Consider the following 17,549-nt stretch of genomic DNA (forward strand, 5'->3'; position numbering starts at 1 on the left):
ATAGCGTAAAGGTGTATGGGCATTGTCTGAATTCATCTTGATCTCCTCCGAATGAAAAGAGGGCATTCGTATTAAATCGCCATGTTATTCAGATTTTTTCGACAGCGAATCAGTTACTTAGTTCCTATACAGCGTCTAAGCGTCAGCACCGTCGCGCTAATTCCGCTAGATGTCGGTTTTTTCATCGATCAACCTCGAAGTTGCAAAAAGAGAATACAGAATCGTTCTAGTCAACGAAATAGACATCAAGCATAGAGCGTATAAAAGCCCAAGGGCAAATTAGACAGAATCCGTGCTGATTGCACGCGACGGATTCTACGATTATTGAACTAGACAACGTCAGCCTGATCTCCAAAACGCCACCATCAGCAGTGCTTGCCTCGGCCATTTCCTCGTCTCGTCTCCGTTAATCGAAGACGCGAGAATGTTGGGTCAATCGGTTTGCCTCGGCGAACGCCGCGCGGAGTCCTGCTCGTCCTGTCGAATTCGTGAAGTGTGACGAACCTCCCCCGGACATGGATCTCGGTCCGTGTGGGTGCGCAAATCTTCGTCGAGGCTATCAGCATAAATCACGCCATCCTTGACCGCCGAAGCTCCTGTCGAGCCGATTTTCGGTGGGCATGCTGGGATCAGCAGCGTTAATACTTTCGACTGATCAGTCAGTTATGTGTTCCTCTGGCTGGCCCATCTCAGTCGGCGTCAGAGAGGCGTTCGTCCCGAAATTCGGTCTGCCAAGGATGGCGCAAACTGTCAGTCAAGGACTGACGTAAACTGTCAGTCCTACTTGAGACGATGTATCGAAACGCTTGGGAATGCTGGGCCGTAACCGGCTAGAATTTCATTCGATGTCGTTCCGCCCAAGCCGATCCATCAGCGCATCGGTCAACTACTCCGCACAACTCCGCCTCGTCAATGGACCGCGTCGCATCGGGAATGCGCCGGAGCCGTTGACTAGCGGGCATAAAAAATCCCCGTCTCCGCTAGAAGACGAGGATTTCCTTCACGTTTTTGGCTCCCTGGGACGGGCTCGAACCGCCGACCTAGTGATTAACAGTCACCCGCTCTACCGACTGAGCTACCAGGGAATGTCGTGAGCTGGGTACTTTAGCCATCAAACTTTTCCGAGTCAAGACCGAGCTGCGGCCAAAGGTGGGGCAAAACACAACGCCCCTCCGACGTTCGGCCGGGCTCGGGTTATCTTCGCTCCCGGACTCAGCCCGCCACCTTGGCGATTCGATCCAGGGCCTGCTCCAGATTGGAGCGGCTAGTTGCGATCGAGATCCGGACGTGCCCGCCGAGACCGAAGGCCGAGCCGGGGACCAAGGCCACGCCGGCCTTCTCAATCAGGTACTCGGCTAACTCGAGGTCGTTGCTGACCCCATCCAGTCGGTCGATGAGTTCCTGAACCTTGGGGAAGACGTAGAAGGTGCCGTCGGTCGGGATACAATCGATCCCCGGGATTTGATTGAGCCGCTCGACGACATAGTCGTGGCGCTCCATGAAGGCCTTGAGCATGGTGCCGATGCACTCCTGGGGGCCTTCCAAGGCCGCTTGGGCCGCCACCTGCGAGATCGAGGTTGGGTTGGAGGTGCTCTGCGACTGCACCTTCTTCATCGCCTTGATGACTTCGACCGGACCGCCGGCGTAGCCGATACGCCAGCCGGTCATGGAATAGGCCTTGGACACGCCGTTCAGGACCATGATGCGCGGCAGGAGGTCCGGACAGGCGTTGGCGATGTTGACGAAGGGCGAGGACGCCCAGCGGATGTGTTCGTACATGTCGTCAGTGGCGATGACGACTTTAGGATACTCGCGCAGCACCTCGCCGATCGCCTCCAGCTCCTCCAGTGAATAGGCCATGCCAGTGGGGTTGGAGGGGCTGTTGATGACGACGAGCCGGGTCTTGTCGTTGATGGCACCCCTGAGCTGAGCCGGCGTGATCTTGAAGGATTGATCGGCACCCGCGTGCACCAGCACCGGGGCGCCGCCGGCCAGCAGCACCATGTCCGGGTAAGAAACCCAGAAGGGCGCGGGGATCACGACCTCGTCGCCGGGATCCAGAATCGCCTGGGCGAGGTTGAAGAAGCTCTGCTTGCCGCCGCAGGAGACCAGGATCTGGTCGTGACCATAGTCCAAGCCATTGTCGCGCTTGAACTTGTCGATGATCGCCTGCTTCAACTCGGTGGTGCCGTCGACGGCGGTGTACTTGGTGAAACCCGAGCGGATCGCCTCGATCGCCGCTTCCTTGATGTGGTCCGGTGTGTCGAAATCGGGCTCCCCGGCACCCAGCCCGATCACGTCTTTCCCCTCGGCTCGGAGCGCCTTGGCGCGGGCGGTGATGGCTAGGGTCGCGGATGGCTTGACGGCCTGGACGCGGGCGGCGAGTTTGATGGTCATCGGCGGATGTCTCTAGATTCCTGCTGTGGCTGGATTCGTTGCGTGCGGCTCCCAATAATAGCGAATCGGGTCGACCCCGGCACCAAGTTCAACGATCGTCTCGACCACCCTGTCAAGCGCTTCGAAAAAGCGCGTTCGGAAGTAGGAGCCACGATGTCGCATCGGCCTTTTCAGCTTGTCTCTGACTTTTCTCCCGCCGGTGATCAGCCGGAGGCGATCCGTCGGCTCGTGGAAGGTCTGAGGGACGGCGAGGCGGCGCTCACGCTGCTGGGCGTGACGGGCTCCGGCAAGACCTTCAGCGTCGCCAATGTGATCGATCAGCTGCAGCGCCCGACCCTGGTGCTGGCGCCCAACAAGACGCTCGCGGCCCAGCTCTATGGGGAAATGCGCGACTTCTTCCCCAACAATGCCGTGGAATACTTCGTCTCCTACTACGACTACTACCAGCCGGAGGCCTACGTCCCCGCGACGGATACCTATATCGAGAAGGACGCCTCCATCAACGAGCATATCGAGCAGATGCGCCTGTCCGCGACCAAGGCGCTGCTGGAGCGCAAGGACGTCATCATCGTCGCGACCGTGTCCTCCATCTATGGCTTGGGCGACCCGGACGCCTATCTGAAGATGGTGCTGCTGCTCAAGCGCGGGGACTTGATCGACCAGCGCGCCATCCTGCGCCGCCTGGCCGAGCTGCAATACAAGCGCAACGAGATCGAGCTGCATCGCGGCACCTATCGGGTGCGCGGAGACGTGATCGACATCTATCCGGCGGAATCGGATGCCGAGGCCGTGCGCATCGAGCTGTTCGATGACGAGATCGAATCCCTTGCGCTCTTCGACCCGCTGACCGGCGAGGTGCTGCGCAAGGTCCCCCGCTATACGGTCTTTCCCAAGACCCACTATGCGACGCCGCGCGAGATCATCGTGAAGGCCATCGATCACATCAAAGTGGAGCTGAAAGAGCGGCTCACCTGGCTGCGCGACAACGACAAGCTGGTGGAGGCGCAGCGGCTCGAACAGCGCACCCTCTTCGACATGGAGATGATGCTGGAGGTCGGCTATTGCTCCGGCATCGAGAACTACAGCCGCTATCTCTCCGGCCGCGGCCCAGGGGAGCCGCCGCCCACGCTTTATGACTATCTGCCGCCGGATGCCATGGTGGTGATCGACGAGAGCCATGTGACCGTGCCGCAGCTCGGCGGCATGTATCGCGGTGACAGATCGCGCAAGGAGAACCTGGTCGAATACGGCTTCCGCCTGCCCTCGGCGCTGGACAACCGTCCGCTGCGCTTCGAGGAGTTCCAGGCGCGCCAGCCGCAGACCATCTATGTCTCGGCGACACCGCGCCAGTTCGAGATCGAACACTCGGGCGCCGTCATCGAGCAGGTGGTGCGGCCCACGGGCCTGGTGGATCCGGAGCTGGAGGTCCGCCCGGCGCTGAGTCAGGTCGACGACCTGCTCTCGGAGATCGCGCTGCGCGTGGCGGTCAAGGAGCGCGTGCTGGTCACGACCCTGACCAAGCGCATGTCCGAGGACCTGACGGACTACCTGAACGACCACGGCGTCAAGGTGCGCTACCTGCACTCGGATATCGACACCGTCGAGCGCGTGGAGATCATCCGCGACCTGCGACTCGGCGAGTTCGACGTGCTGGTCGGCATCAACCTGCTGCGCGAGGGCCTGGACATGCCCGAGGTCTCGCTGGTCGCCGTGCTGGACGCCGACAAGGAGGGCTTTCTGCGCTCGGCCGACTCGCTCATCCAGACCATCGGCCGCGCCGCGCGCAACGTCAACGGCAAGGCCATCCTCTATGCCGATCAGATCACCCGCTCGATGCAGCGCGCCATCGATGAGAGCGAGCGCAGGCGCGCCAAGCAGATCGCCTCCAACCTGGCCAATGGCGTCACCCCTAAGACCATTCGCAAGGCCGTGGCGGACATCATGGAAGGGGCCGCCCCAGGCGCGCCCATGAAGGCACGCCAGTACGCCAAGGTTGCCGAGGAGGTTGCCGAATACGCGAGCCTGACTCCGCAGCAGATGGCCAAGCGCCTCAAGGCCCTGGAGAAGGAAATGTATCAGCACGCCAAGGATCTGGAGTTCGAGAAGGCCGCCGCCGTCCGGGATCAGATTCGCGAGCTTCAGGGTCGGGGGCTCGCGGCTTGAGCCCCCGACGCTGCAAATGGCCCCTTGCGCTGCAGTTGGGCCTCGTCCTTGGCGTCGCATGCGTCGGCGTCAGCTGCGGTGAAGCGCCAGACGGCTCCTGGACGACAGCACGCCCCATCCATGGCTTCCGCGTCGTCGCCAGCTATCCGCACGATCCGCAGGCCTTTACGCAGGGACTCGCGATCCACATGGGGCAGCTCTATGAGGGGACCGGGAGCTACGGCAAATCAGTCGTCAGACGCGTCGACCTCACCACCGGGCGCTCCCTGCGGGAGACCCAGCTGGCACCAGAGTTCTTTGGCGAGGGCATCACGCTGTGGGACGACAAGCTCATCCAGCTCACCTGGCGCAATCATCAGGGCTTCATCTACGCCCGCGAGACCTTCGCCCGCGAGCACAGCTTCACCTTGGCGTGGGAGGGCTGGGGTTTGACGCATGATGGCAGGCAGTGGATCGCCAGTGATGGGACCGAGGTGCTGAGATTCCTGGACCCGCAAACACAGCGGGTCGTGCGGCGGCTGAGGGTCATGGACGAGGACAGGCCCCTGCGCTACCTGAACGAACTCGAATACATCGACGGACAGGTCTGGGCCAACATCTGGCACAACGACCTCATTGCCCGCATCGACCCCGAGAGCGGCCAGGTCGTCAGCTATGTCGATCTCAGCGGCCTCTATCCGGAGCAGCATTCCAGGAAGCACGAACAGGTGCTCAACGGGATCGCCTATGATGCGGATGCGAACCGGCTCTTCGTGACGGGTAAGAACTGGCCAAGACTCTACGAGATTCAGGTGCTGGAGGGACAGCAGAACTGAGGGCGCTCCACCTGCGATCTGCCTCTAAGAGGCTGTCTGACAAACCTCGTAGAGGCGACTCTAGTCGCCCTTAAACACTGGCGAGAGGGCGAATGAATTCGCCCCTTGTATTTCATCGAAATTCTCCTGAATCCTAGCCGCAAGCTCAGCCGCTTCGCGATTCAAATCCGCCAATTCGACATGGATGTCCCTCAGCGTCTGCTCGAAGTCGAAGCCCTCGTCCTCCTCGGGCGGGGCGACGCCGACGTAGCGACCCGGTGTCAGACTGCAGTCGGCGGCCTCGATCTCGGCGCGGGTGACGGCCTTGCAGAGACCCGGCACGGCGGCGAAGGCGGCGTCGGGGAAGCGCTCCTGGAGCCAGAGGATCTGACGGTGGACATAGACGGCGAGCTTGAGCTGTTCGACCGCGACCTTGCGCTCGGCATCGAGCTGCTTGAGCGTGCGGCAGAGTGCACGGCGGTCGTATCGCTCGGCGGCGGCCTCGTGCGCCCCGGCGAGGTCTTGGGCGAGCTGCGCGGCGCGGGCGGCGAGCTTGTAGAGCAGATCGATCTGCTTGACCAGCCCCTTGGTGCGGTCGGCGAGCGGGGCGAAGGCGTGCCGGGCGGCGTGCTGCTCGGCGTTGCCGGCGGGTGGCGTCTTGGTTGTCACCTCGGCGAAGGTCGCCAGGGCGTCGAGCAGCGGTCGTTTCTGTGCCGCATGCGGCAACATCATCGCTCGACGCTTCTTGAAATCGGCCTGGATCAACGGGCGCTTGGGCATCCGTCCCGCCGCCTGGTCGGCCTCGATAGCGGCCTTGACGACGTAGTAGCGATTGGCGGCGTGGCGCAAAAAGATGATGCCGAGCACCGGCATCACGTATTCGCTGGAGGTCAGCTTGGAGTTGGAGCGCAGCTGGTCGGCGGCCTCCCAGAGGCTGGATTCGATCTGCTCGATGTCTTTGAGTGCGTTCGCCGTCATTCTGGGTCGTTCGCTGGGTTGGTCGTGTTGGAGCCCGGAGTTCCGGGCGGATTCGAAGCAGGGGCAGCCAGACCGTGGGCTTCGGCGTAGCCCAAGACTAGCACCTCGATCATCGAGGATGCTTGGCGATGCTCGCGCCTAGTGGCGAGCTTGGGCAGCGCCTTGACCTCGGCGGAGGTGCGGATGGTGTGGACTTGGTCCTTGGTGCAGGCCATGCTGCCGTCGCATGCCCCTATGGGTGCCAGCAATGCCAATGTAGTGTCGCCTTGGTCGCTGGTAAACAGCTCGAAGACGGCGACGCTTCCCATTCTGAGTTGGAGCAACATGCGATGACGGCTTCAGCATCCATTGCCTTGATCGCCGGTCTCGGTCGCGCGCTCTGCGAGCAAATTTTGGTGGCCGGTTACCAGGTCGCCGGCGTGGGGCACGACCTGTCTTGGAGCGGTCCAGGGTGCACAGCAGGTGCTGCCGGGGATGCGTGCGTCAGGAGGCGGCGCCTTGCTCTTCATCGAGGCCAATGGCTTACTTTCCACGATTCCGACCGGAGCCCATCCCATGTCCACGCATGCCAGCACCCGCCCCTGCACCCGTCTCGCCAGCGCTGCCTGTCTGCTGCTGCTGCTGCTGGGGGCCGTAGCCGCGGCCAACGAAACCAGCCTGCCCAGCTACCAGCAGGCCCTTGAGGCATTCCAGGCCGAGCGCGCAGCCGGTAAGGGGCCGAAGGTCACCCCGCAGACACCTGACAAATCCCTGGAGCAGGTCAGGAAGGACGGCTTCCCCTTCCCCATCCTGAGCGATCTGGACTCCTCGGTCATGCGCGCCTATGGACTCTACTTCGAAGTGCCTGCTGCGTTGAGCGACGTCTACAGGCGCAACTTTGACCTGGAGTTGGCGGCGTACAACGGTGCCGAACGCGAGGTTCTGCCGGTTCCCGCCACCGATGTGATCGACCGCGATGGCGTGGTGCGCTTCGCCTTCGCGGACACGAACTACCGTCGGCGGGTGGAGCCTGAGGCTATCGTCGCGGCCCTGAAGACGTTGTGAACCACGGCGCCTAAGCTCGGTTTGCAGCGAATCTGGCCGAAATCGGCAGGAAAAAGGGCGCCGATCTATTCCTTGTGCTGGGATTCCACCTGTTACTCCTAGGGTGCTACGGTGAGCAGGTCCCAAATGCTCTATTTAGAAAGCGCCCATTAATTGTTTCCCGATACGAGCGATCCCGCCCGAAATCCCCCCCTTGCCCCCCTTTGCGAAAGGGGGGAAGTTGTTGATGGTCACTTTCTTAGAGCGTGTCCATCAATTGTTTCCCGATACGAGCGATCCCGCCCGAAATCCCCCCTAGCCCCCCTTTGCGAAAGGGGGGAAGTTGTTGATGGTCACTTTCTTAGGCTCAACCGCACTCGCGGGGAGTCCCAGGCGGGCCAGCAGACGCGGTAGCTCCTGGTTAGGATCGCCACCCTGTAGAAGTCCCGCGATGCGCATCACCAACTGCTCTTTCCTGACGGTACCTGCCGGCAACAGAGAGACTGCTCCAATGCGATCGTGGGTGGTGTTAGGGAGCGCCCATTGGCTGTTGATCCGGTCAGCGGCACGCGCCGCATGGCGCGCCAAAATTGCTGCGCATCGTGTCTCATCGAGACTCTGCCCCAAGTCCAGCCACGCCTGCATGACCGGCAACAAAGACAGCTCGCCGATTCGCGAGAGCCGACAGGCAGTCCGCGCCGCCTCGACATCGAATTCCACCTTCGCGCTCAATTGCGTGACGATGTCGGCCAAGGCGTTGCAGTCGCTTTGCAGTTCCAGATACTTGGCCCGCAGCAGGTCTTGCTTGAGCGCGCTGCCGGGCAGCAAGGACATTTCCGCTGAGAGGTTGATGAGACCATCCAATCCGATGCAGCGGAGTGCTCCACCGAAGGTTTCGAGCGGATCCGCCCCGCGGATGTAGCCATGACTATTGGCCAGACTCAGTACCCGTAAGACAATCGCCGGATCGCACTGGCAACGCTGTAGCAGGCATCTCATGTCCTCCGCGTTGAGATGGTGGATTCCTTTGATGGCATTCACGAACTCAGGGTCGATCGGCACACCGAGGGTGCCTCGGGTCAGGGTGAATGCGAGAAACTCATCAATGGAAAGGAACTTTTTCGTCAGATCCTCAGAGTCCGTTCGCGGCACCTGACTTGGCGTGGCCATAATCTGTGAGAGGCGTGTCTTCACCTCGTCGATGTCAAAGGGTTTGACGATGAATGCATCGACATGATGAACACCGGCTGCGAGGATCGAGTGTCGGTCGGCATGTGCTGAAACCATCACGCAAACGGTCTTGCTTTCGGATCGCTTGATCTGTTTCAACACCTCGATTCCGCTCATCCCCGGAAGCTCCCAGTCGAGTAGTGCAAGATCCGCCCCCCTGGCCCTCCACTGTTCGAGGGCAGAGACTGCACTGATCTCCAGAAAGACCTCGGCTTGCGGCCACAGGTGCTTGACGAGTTGCTCCAGCAAGGCAGCCATCGATGGTTCATCTTCGAGTATCAAGACACGCATCATGAACAGCCCTCCCGGCTCGCTGTCCGCATATCGTCTTCGAGCGCTGCGACGAAGCCAGCGAACGCGCGTTCGACCTGGACGAACCGAGCCTCCGCGTCCTTCAGGCGGCCGTCTCGCCCCAGTTCCTCCAATTCGCGACAGAGGGCGGCGATGCGTTGTCCGCCGAGGTTGGCGCTGCTGGCCTTCAATGTGTGAGCGGCCAGTCGCAGATCCTCTGCGGCCCCGGCGGTCAGTGCCCCCTGAATTTGCTCGAACAAGGTCGAGGCACTCTCCAGGTAGAGCCCGACGATCCGTTCCACCGGATCGGGCTGTCCGGGTTGCTGTAAGCTGCGAATGGCAACGAGCCGCGAGCGATCGAGGATGTCCAGAGCGGCGTTGGGGGCCTGCTCAGGTCGCGGGCTGACGACCGCGTCGTCGGGCGCGAGCCAGGGGAGGATGGCCGCGCGTAACTGCGCCTGACTGAACGGCTTGCTCAGATAGCCGTCCATGCCGGACGTGGCGCAGATCTCGCGCACGCCCTGCTCGACATTGGCCGTGAGGGCAATGATCGGCAATCGCCGCGCGGGATCGGTGCAGCTTAGCTCGCGTGCACGGATGGCCTCGGTGGTGCTGAAACCGTCCATCACCGGCATGTGACAATCCATCAGCACCAGGGTGAAGGTGTCACCATCCTCGAGTACCTGCAGCGCCTCCGCACCATTGGCGGCAGTGACGACCTCCAATCCCAGGTCTTCCAGCATCAAGATTGCCATCTCGCGGTTCACGACATTGTCCTCAACCATGAGCACGCGACCTGAAAGCCGGGTCCACGGCGAAGCGGCGGATAGGGCGTTCTGCTGCGGGTCGACCTGCCTCGGCGTTTCACTCTCCGGCAGGGGATCGAGCTGCACCTCCAGGATGAAGCACGCCCCTTGCCCTGCCGCGGTGTCAATCCGAAGAGCCCCGCCCATGAGTTGCGCCAGTTGTTGGGAGATGGCAAGTCCAAGTCCGGTTCCCCCGTGGTTGCGCGTTGTCGAGCCATCCCCCTGCGCGAAGGCCTCGAAGATCGTGGTCTGGAACTCGGGGGCGACGCCGGGACCGGTATCCTGGACCTCGATGGCGAGGAGCAGTCGATCATCGTAACGGATGGTCGCGCTCGCGCTCACCAGGATCTCGCCGTGGTCGGTGAATTTCAGTGCATTGCCGATCAGATTGATCAGGATCTGACGCAGACGGGCGCCGTCGCCATGCACCAGGTTGGGTAACTGGCGGGGAATGCGTGCGTTTAAGCGCAGACCCTTGGCGCTAGCAGACTCGGTGAAGAGTTGCACCGTCTCCTCGATCAGCGTGCGCAGATTGAACTCATGCGGGTCGAGTGTCAGCTTTCCCGCCTCGATCTTGGAAAAGTCGAGAATGTCGTTGATGAGGTCGAGCAATGCCCCGCCAGAGCGGTGAATGGTTTCCGCGAAACGCAGTTGTTGCGCGTCGAGATCGGTCTTCAGGAGCAATTCGGCCATGCCCAGCACCGCGTTCATCGGGGTACGGATCTCATGGCTCATGGTGGCCAGGAATTCACTCTTGGCGCGGTTGGCAGCCTCTGCGGACTCCTTGGCCAACGCCAGCTCCAACTCGGCGCGACGGTGCATGATGATGCGCCAAAGATCATTGCCGATGAGCTGGGTCTCGCGCACGTCGGTTGCGTCATAGTTCGAGGGCTTGTTGCCCACGCCCAGAACCGCGCAGACTTGACCCTGCGCGATAATCGGAACGCCGAGATGGCGGGTCAGGTGCAGATTGGCAGGCGGATAGCCGAAACAATCATCCAAGTGCTCGCAGTCATTCTGGATGATGGGTTCATGGATACGCAGCGTATCCGCCCGCACAGGGTCCTGAGACTCAGGGCGATGATCCGTATCGGCCGGGTCGGAAGGCGCAAGTGCCTCTCTGAACCAGGTCGCTCGCTCAACGGTCTCGCCGTCCTCCCTGATGAAATCAAGATAACTGACCTGGCTGTCAGTGATGTGCGCTGCCGCTTCGATGCCCCTGCGCAGCAATTCGTGCTCCGTGAGTTCTTGGGTATGCTGACTCAGCTCGAACAGTGTGTTCAGACGATGGTCACTGTTGGAAAGGATTTGGTTGGCCTTCTCCAACTCGGCCGTACGCTCTTTCACCAGATCCTCAAGATGCACACGGTGCCGTTCCAGCTCGCTTTCCACCTGCTTGCGGGTGGTGATGTCACGCACCACGGCCAGGAGCAAAGGTTTAGCCGCCTCGATTCGCTTGAGGTTGATCTCGGTCCAGAGGATCCGTCCAGTTGCGTTGCGGATGCGGCTCTCGATGCGTTGCGGCTGTCCTCTCACGACCCCCTTCCAGATGGGTTTCCAGAGACCCGGATCGGCCGGCACCAGCCAGGCGTCGAACGGACGCTGGCGCAGTTCCTCCAGTGCGCAGGCAAATAACTCGATCGCCCGCTCATTGGCGCCCAGGAGTGTTCGGTCCTTGATATCGACCAGCAGAATGGCGTCTTGGGCGCCTTCGAAGAGGGCGCGATAATTCGCCTCGGACTCGCGCAGCAACTGGGTCGTTCTCTGTTGCTCCAGAAGCGCGGTATAGATTTTGAGTGCGGCCTCGACAATGATGTGGTCCGCGTTGGCGAGACCGTCCCCCCGCTCCTTTCGCCGCCGTCCCAGCAGCAGAATCCATGGCGACGGCGGGGCCATCGCCCATAGGCCGTTCGCCAGGTCGGCCGCCTGTAGAAGGGGGGCGGGCGGGACAGGATCTAGGCTGGCCTCATCAGGCGGGGGAGCCGGAAAACACAAACCCGGCGCGATGCCGAGCCCGGTGTCCACCGCATAAACCCCCTGTTCTGGTCGCCAGCAGAGGAGCGCCGCGCAGTCCACCCCCAGGCGCTCCACCATCAGCATCAGCAGCCGGTCCTCCAGCGTCCTGGTGGATGTGTCAGGGCCTGTGTTCTCCTGCGCGAAGTGATGAAGCTGCTCGACGATCAGGGCCAGGGTGCGATTGCGCTGGGCGTCGCGTCGCGCCTGCCTCGCCTCCTCCTGCACGCGCAGCAGCCGACCACCAAGTTCATCGCACTGATGACGATAGTAGTTGAGCTCCTTTTGCAGATCGACCATGGCGGACGGGGGTCAAGGGCGCCGCGTGAAGAGGGCCAGAACCCCGATCCAATCCAAAGGGGTGATCTCCAGGAAGTCACTGGCAGGCAGACAGCCATGCATGATGGTGACCTGGGTCGCCAAGGCCGGTGGCAGGACGACGGCCGTCGCCGCGTGGCGGCGCGCCTGACGACCGTCGAAGACATCGACGCTCGAAAGATCGAGGACGCTCGAAAGATCGAGCTCAGCCAGCGTGCCCGCGCCGATCACCTGCGGTTGACACTCGGCCATGCCTCTTGGCTGCGGGATGCAGTCACACGCCGGATTGAAAAGGCTGCAGAGACACTCAGAAGTTGTTGATGTACAACGCCTGAAGGACTCTAGACTCAGGTCTGAAAGGCTGTTTTTGAATTCCTTTTTCAACGGCTTACGTCACCTCAGCAATGACGGCGAATGCCCAGTAGCACCCGAGACGCTCGACCTACCCGGCGATGCGCAATCTGCTGCCCATCGACTATCGCGAACCGAGGCTTTCCAAACAGCTTCTAAACTTCGGCGGCGTCGGAGGTGACGATCACGAGGGCGATCGTGATATCTGCATGACATCTGCAAAAGTAGCACTAATCTTCTGAGAAATTGCGTGCTGTGATCACACCTTGATCAAGGCTGAAGACCAGATGGTGACGGGATGCTTTCCCTCCCGCTTGGCGTCGAGCGCCCGCTCGGCCAGGATCGGAACCTGATGGGCCTCACGGAAGAAAGACGTCAGATTGATGGTCAGAGAATTGGTGAAATGTGGCCACTCTTCGGATTCAGCTCGAGATAGTTCGGGCAGCCCTCGAAAGCGATCAGGCTCTTTACCCGCAGATGCCCCGCTATCCTCTTCTTTCTGCCGGGCTGATCGGCCGCCTAGTGGTGGACAGGCGCTACCAGGGCCATGGATGGGGCGGATTGATGGTGGTCGATGCCGCTGCGCGGGCCATTCGGGCGGACCCTGCGTTTTATGCGCTGATCGTCGATGCGGAGGACGATCATGCCGCCGCGTTCTACGCGCGGTTGGGTTTCCAGTGCTTTACTGGTCATGAACGACGTCTGTTTATTCCACTCAGTGAGATCGTCAAGCGGCTTTGAGGCGGTTGACGTTTCTTTTTGCTCATCCCCCTTCCGCTCTTGTCCCGCACTCGGTCCCCATGCCGCTCAGCCAAGACCGATCGCCTTTGTCGAGATTCAGCGGATCGAACCGTGCCTTCACGATACGGCTTTCCTGGTCGGTTACCTATACGAATCATAAGACGCGACGGCTTGTTCTACCCCTAAGCACGGCGATGACCGCAAATAAATTCATCTCCTTTTTCATCGACTTCGCCGTCAATCGGGCCGCGGTCCTTTGGCCGTTCGACGGCTACCAACGCAACGCCCAGGGTCCGAGGGTGGCACCGAGGATGCCCGCCAGAGCGATCCCGAGGCTGTACCAGACGGCGACGAAGGCCGGTGACAGCTCGGTGCAGGCGAGGCTGTAGCCGAGTGCGCCGAGCGCGCCGGCGAGCAGGCCAGCCGCCAGACCGGCGGCCCTGGGTCGTGTGGGCGCCAACCCACGCAAGGCCCAAAGCGCACCGGCCAGGGCCGGCAGCGACAGGGCGAGCACGTTGGCGGGGCAGCTGGACCAGGAATGGCCGAGGACCAACGCCAGGCGCGCGTCCGCCGGGCTGACCAGCAAGGCCCCTAGCGCCAGCAGCCCCATGGCCAGCAACACCAGCAGCAGCGTGCGCAGCGGCGCCCGGGTACGCGGCACCGGCCGACCCAGCCGCGCGGCGAGCCAAGCCGCCGCCGCCGCCAAGCCGCCGGCATAGGCGAACTTGATCCAGGGGGCCGAGGTCGCGAAGAGCTCAGCCGGGATCGGGCCGAAGATCGCCAAGGCGCCTGCCGCGCTTGCGACGACGCCCAGCGCCATCATGGGAAGCAACCGGCGCGCCTCGACCCAGCGCGGGGCAGGACCCGCGCCGGTGGCCAGGAGGTCGATCAATTCGTTGGTCTGCATGCTGTCTTCCTCACCCAGTCTTCCGCACCAGTTCGGCAAGCCGTTTGATGCCTCGGTGGACCTGGACCTTCAGGGCCGAGGCGGAGATGCCGGTGCGTTGTGATGCCTCCGCGACGGACAACCCTTCCAGCTTGATCAGAGAAATGGCTTGTTGCTGTGCCTCCGGCAACTCGGCCAGCAGCGTCTTCAGGTCTCGCTGCGCCATCGGCTCCTCATGCACCGCGGGCTGATCGCGTTCCGCCAGGTCATCGAAGGGCTCGTGCAAGGACTCGCGGCGACCACGGCGTCGCCACAGATCGATCAGCTTGTAGCCTGCGATGGCGAGCGCCCAACGGCTGACGGGGACGCTCGCGTCATAGGTGCCGCGTTGCAGGTGGATCGCGAGCAGCGTCTCCTGCACCAAGTCCTCCAGCTCATCGGGCAGCGATTGCATGCGCCGCCTCAAGAAGCCCCGTAGGCGCTCGGCAAGGCAGCTCAGGGCCTCTCGATAGGCGGCTTCGTCTCCGGCCTGAGCCCGGATCCAGAGTGGCTGCAGCTTGGCCTCGAAATCGTCCATCGGCGAACGCTGTGTCGTCATCGCATCGGCTGCCCTATCGATTTAGTCGCTGCAGGGGCATTAAAGGTTACAGCGCGCCGGACATCGGCCCAGCGAAAAAATATTCCCCCTCGGCTGTAACCGAAAGCGGTGCTCGGGCGACTGAATCATCGAGGACGCAAGGTCGAGGCCAGCCGGCCTAGCCCATTCGGTCTGAATGGACTTCGCCACCCTGCTGGTCGTGCGGTTCTCACATCAACCTCCCACTGCACTGCCGTTTCGGAGCAAGCATCATGACTCAATCCCGCGCCATCCAGACCACCACCGCCGCTGCACTCGCCCTAGCCCTGGGGACCGCGCTGACCCTCGGCAACACCGCCGTCGCCGGCGAAGGGGCCGCCAAGGAAAAGTGTTTCGGCATCGCGCTCAAGGGCAAGAACGACTGCGCCGCCGGCCCCGGCACCAGTTGCGCCGGCAGCTCGAAGGTGGACTATCAGGGCAACGCTTGGAAGTACGTCCCCGCCGGCACCTGCGAGAAGACGGCCTCGCCGACGTCACCAACGGGTCAGGGTCAGCTCGCGGCATTCAAGGCCATGTAAGCCCAACCAGCACGGGACCGGCGCCGATCTCGCGAGGGCTCGGCGCTGGCCTGATCGCTCACCCCACGCGACTCAACCACCCCAAGCGATTCAACGAGGAACGACCGTGACGACCATCGCTCCCCCGGCTGCCGCCGTCGGCATCGGCCTCAAGACCCAGCATGTCCAGGAGGTCATCGACCTCGAACCGACCCTGGACTTCTTCGAAGTGCACGCCGAGAACTACATGGGTGGCGGTGGACCCATGCTCCGACAACTCGCTCGAATCCGCGAACGTTTCCCGCTGTCGATCCACGGTGTGGGGTTGTCCATCGGCGGCGCGGCGCCCCTCGACCAGGGACATCTCGATCGTCTGGCTACCCTCTTGCAACGCTTCGAGCCCCGCTGGTTCTCGGAGCACCTCGCCTGGTCGAGCCACGGCGGCGCATTCTATAACGACCTGATGCCGCTGCCCTACAACGCCCAAACCCTGGTCCGCGTCTGCGACCATATCGACCAGGTGCAAGCCGCGCTCCGACGCCCTCTGCTGTTGGAGAACCCCAGTACCTACGTTGAATTCGTTGCCTCGACCATGGATGAGGGCAACTTCCTGGCCGAGGTGGCACAGCGGACCGGCTGCGGCCTACTGCTGGACCTGAACAATGCCTACATCAGCGCCGTGAACCATGGGCGCGATCCCTGGGATCTGATCGCCGCGCTGCCGGCCGCGGCCGTCGGCGAATTCCACCTGGCCGGTTTCGCCGAGGACTGCGACGGCGCCGGCGATCGACTCCTCATCGATACCCACGGCGCGCCGGTGGCTGTTGCGGTCTGGGACCTCTACCGACGCACGCTGCGGCATCTCGGCCCGCGACCCACCTTGATCGAGCGCGACCAGGCGATCCCGCCATTGGCGATCTTGGTCGCGGAGGCGGAGTGCGCCCGGTCGGCATTGGTCGACGCGGCCGCTTGGCTGGAGGCCGCCTAATGATGACGCACGACCCGGTTCAAGCCGGATTCGCCGACGCCTTGCTGGCCCCAGAGCACCCTCTGCCGCCTGGGTTGGTCACCTGGAATGGTTCAGATCCGTCGGTGCGGTTCGATGTCTACCGCAACAACGTCGTGGTGTCCCTGACAGCGGCGCTGGCGGACGGGTTTCCGGTCACCCGCGCGCTGGTGGGCGAGCCCTTCTTCGCGGCCATGGCACGCTGCTTCGTCGCCGAGCACTTACCCAACTCGCCGATCCTGACCGACTACGGCGATGCGCTGCCCGACTTTATCGCGGCCTTCCCGCCGGCTCATGGGTTGCCCTACCTGCCGGACTTGGCGCGGCTGGAGCGGGCACGCGTGAGGGCCTATCACGCCGCCGATGCACGGGCGCTGACGGCCGAGGACCTGGTTCCCCATCTCGCGGATCCGCCGCGGCTGCCCGCGACTCGCCTGGTGCTGCACCCCAGCAGCACCCTGCTCGTCTCCGAGCACGCCATCGTCTCCCTTTGGGCGGCGCATCAGGGCCAAGGTCGGATCGAGGATGTGGACCTTCGCCGAGCGGAGTCGGCCCTGGTGCTGCGTGACGGCGACGAGGTTCAGGTGTTGCCGCTGGCGCCGGCGATCGCCCGCTTCTTGGCGGCGCTTGCGGCGGGGACGCCGCTGGGCGAGGCAGCCGAGATCGCTGCGGCGACGGCGCCTGATTTCGACCTAGTCCAAGCCCTCGCACTGCTCATCCATCATGGCGGCATCGCCGCCTGGAAACCCTCCGGAGAACTGGCCGCATGAACACGACGCTCACGACCCAGCCGACCCAAGGCGGCACCTTTCGTCTCGCTCCGGCCGCGCTGATCACGGCCGGCAACCGGGCCATGGCGCGCATCCCGGAGGACCTGCTCGCATTGCTTGGGCGCTTTTCCATCGCCGCCGTCTTTTGGAAGTCTGGCCAGACCAAGATCGAGGGCTTCGCCGTGGACCTGGTCGAGGGGAGCGCCCAGCTCGGTTGGCCGCGACTCTCGGACTCCGCGGTGGCGCTCTTCCAATATGAGTACGATCTGCCGCTGCTGTCCCCGGAACTAGGCGCGGTGCTCGCGGCCCTCGGCGAGCACCTATTGCCGGTCTTGCTGTTGCTGGGCCTGGGCACGCGTTTCGCTGCCCTGGGCTTGCTGGTGATGACCGCGGTGATTCAGTTCTTGGTCTATCCCGGCGCCTACCCCACCCATGGCGTCTGGGCGGCTGTGCTGCTCTACCTCATGGCCCGCGGACCAGGGCGTATCTCGCTGGATCATCTGATCGGTCGTCAACGCGGATGACGGGCTTTGCGTCGGCGCGCACTGCGCCGAATGGGTCGCATGGAATGGGTGAATGGGTTGCGTCGCCCTTTGGACTGGGACAAGACCCTTTGGCGCGCCGGCAGGCGAGGAAGGACGGGGGCCC

16 protein-coding genes and 1 tRNA gene are annotated in these 17,549 nt (G+C 62.8%); 8 read left to right on the plus strand and 9 right to left on the minus strand.

The annotated features are described in order from the left end of the window. Nucleotides 1-1,009: 1,009 nt before the first annotated feature. Nucleotides 1,010-1,085, minus strand: a tRNA-Asn gene (locus G3480_RS16335). A 127-nt stretch (nt 1,086-1,212) separates the two neighbouring features. Then, complete coding sequence (locus tag G3480_RS16340) at nt 1,213-2,397, minus strand: pyridoxal phosphate-dependent aminotransferase (protein WP_164654961.1); 1,185 nt, start codon at nt 2,395-2,397, stop codon at nt 1,213-1,215. A 153-nt stretch (nt 2,398-2,550) separates the two neighbouring features. On the opposite strand from G3480_RS16340, the gene uvrB reads away from it, so the two are divergent. After that, complete coding sequence (gene uvrB / locus G3480_RS16345) at nt 2,551-4,560, plus strand: excinuclease ABC subunit UvrB (RefSeq protein WP_164654962.1); 2,010 nt, start codon at nt 2,551-2,553, stop codon at nt 4,558-4,560. Further along, a complete protein-coding gene (locus G3480_RS16350; RefSeq protein ID WP_240905867.1) occupies nt 4,557-5,375 on the plus strand; it encodes a glutaminyl-peptide cyclotransferase in 819 nt (272 codons plus the stop codon). The genes uvrB and G3480_RS16350 overlap by 4 nt, the downstream gene beginning before the upstream one ends. A 60-nt stretch (nt 5,376-5,435) precedes the next feature. On the opposite strand, the gene G3480_RS16355 is transcribed toward G3480_RS16350, so the two are convergent. Together G3480_RS16355 and G3480_RS16360 are read right to left on the minus strand one after the other, a co-directional pair. Further along, nucleotides 5,436-6,332: a type I restriction-modification system subunit M N-terminal domain-containing protein gene (locus tag G3480_RS16355; RefSeq protein ID WP_240905868.1), complete on the minus strand. Its 897-nt coding sequence runs from the start codon at nt 6,330-6,332 to the stop codon at nt 5,436-5,438. Then, complete coding sequence (locus G3480_RS16360; RefSeq protein ID WP_240905869.1) at nt 6,329-6,658, minus strand: hypothetical protein; 330 nt, start codon at nt 6,656-6,658, stop codon at nt 6,329-6,331. Before G3480_RS16360 ends, G3480_RS16355 begins: the two co-directional genes overlap by 4 nt. A gap of 148 nt (nt 6,659-6,806) precedes the next feature. On the opposite strand from G3480_RS16360, the gene G3480_RS16365 reads away from it, so the two are divergent. Next, entirely contained in the window at nt 6,807-7,376 is a 570-nt protein-coding gene (locus G3480_RS16365) for a redoxin domain-containing protein (RefSeq protein WP_164654963.1), read from the plus strand. 294 nt (nt 7,377-7,670) lie between these two features. On the opposite strand, the gene G3480_RS16370 is transcribed toward G3480_RS16365, so the two are convergent. Genes G3480_RS16370 through G3480_RS16380 form a run of 3 tightly spaced genes read right to left on the minus strand, consistent with a single transcriptional unit; the run spans nt 7,671 to nt 12,265 of the window. After that, entirely contained in the window at nt 7,671-8,879 is a 1,209-nt protein-coding gene (locus tag G3480_RS16370) for a response regulator (RefSeq protein WP_338114156.1), read from the minus strand. Further along, on the minus strand, nt 8,876-11,995 hold the full coding sequence (locus tag G3480_RS16375) for an ATP-binding protein (protein WP_164654964.1): 3,120 nt from the start codon (nt 11,993-11,995) through the stop codon (nt 8,876-8,878). Before G3480_RS16375 ends, G3480_RS16370 begins: the two co-directional genes overlap by 4 nt. Nucleotides 11,996-12,007: 12 nt before the next feature. Then, the gene (locus G3480_RS16380; RefSeq protein WP_164654965.1) at nt 12,008-12,265 is read right to left on the minus strand and encodes a hypothetical protein; all 258 of its coding nucleotides are present in this window, start codon (nt 12,263-12,265) and stop codon (nt 12,008-12,010) included. Between the two features lie 576 nt (nt 12,266-12,841). Between G3480_RS16380 and G3480_RS16385 the strand changes: the two genes are divergently transcribed. After that, entirely contained in the window at nt 12,842-13,105 is a 264-nt protein-coding gene (locus G3480_RS16385) for a GNAT family N-acetyltransferase (RefSeq protein ID WP_164654966.1), read from the plus strand. A 271-nt stretch (nt 13,106-13,376) separates the two neighbouring features. Here the strand turns inward: G3480_RS16385 and G3480_RS16390 are convergent, their stop codons facing one another. After that, nucleotides 13,377-14,012, minus strand: a complete 636-nt coding sequence (locus G3480_RS16390; protein WP_164654967.1) for a DUF1109 domain-containing protein — start codon at nt 14,010-14,012, stop codon at nt 13,377-13,379. 10 nt (nt 14,013-14,022) lie between these two features. Then, nucleotides 14,023-14,589 (minus strand): sigma-70 family RNA polymerase sigma factor, encoded by a 567-nt coding sequence (locus G3480_RS16395; RefSeq protein WP_164654968.1) that lies wholly within the window; start codon nt 14,587-14,589, stop codon nt 14,023-14,025. Between the two features lie 251 nt (nt 14,590-14,840). On the opposite strand from G3480_RS16395, the gene G3480_RS16400 reads away from it, so the two are divergent. The 4 genes from G3480_RS16400 (at nt 14,841) to G3480_RS16415 (ending at nt 17,425) form a co-directional block, all read left to right on the plus strand. After that, a complete protein-coding gene (locus G3480_RS16400) occupies nt 14,841-15,146 on the plus strand; it encodes a BufA1 family periplasmic bufferin-type metallophore (RefSeq protein ID WP_164654969.1) in 306 nt (101 codons plus the stop codon). A gap of 106 nt (nt 15,147-15,252) precedes the next feature. After that, entirely contained in the window at nt 15,253-16,113 is an 861-nt protein-coding gene (gene bufB, locus G3480_RS16405; RefSeq protein ID WP_164654970.1) for an MNIO family bufferin maturase, read from the plus strand. Continuing rightward, a complete protein-coding gene (locus G3480_RS16410; protein ID WP_206171753.1) occupies nt 16,113-16,901 on the plus strand; it encodes an HvfC/BufC N-terminal domain-containing protein in 789 nt (262 codons plus the stop codon). The genes bufB and G3480_RS16410 overlap by 1 nt, the downstream gene beginning before the upstream one ends. Further along, nucleotides 16,898-17,425: a DoxX family protein gene (locus G3480_RS16415; protein ID WP_164654971.1), complete on the plus strand. Its 528-nt coding sequence runs from the start codon at nt 16,898-16,900 to the stop codon at nt 17,423-17,425. The genes G3480_RS16410 and G3480_RS16415 overlap by 4 nt, the downstream gene beginning before the upstream one ends. The last annotated feature ends 124 nt before the right edge of the window (nt 17,426-17,549 follow it).

This window comes from Thiorhodococcus mannitoliphagus (assembly GCF_010915725.1).
GTDB lineage: Bacteria > Pseudomonadota > Gammaproteobacteria > Chromatiales > Chromatiaceae > Thiorhodococcus > Thiorhodococcus mannitoliphagus.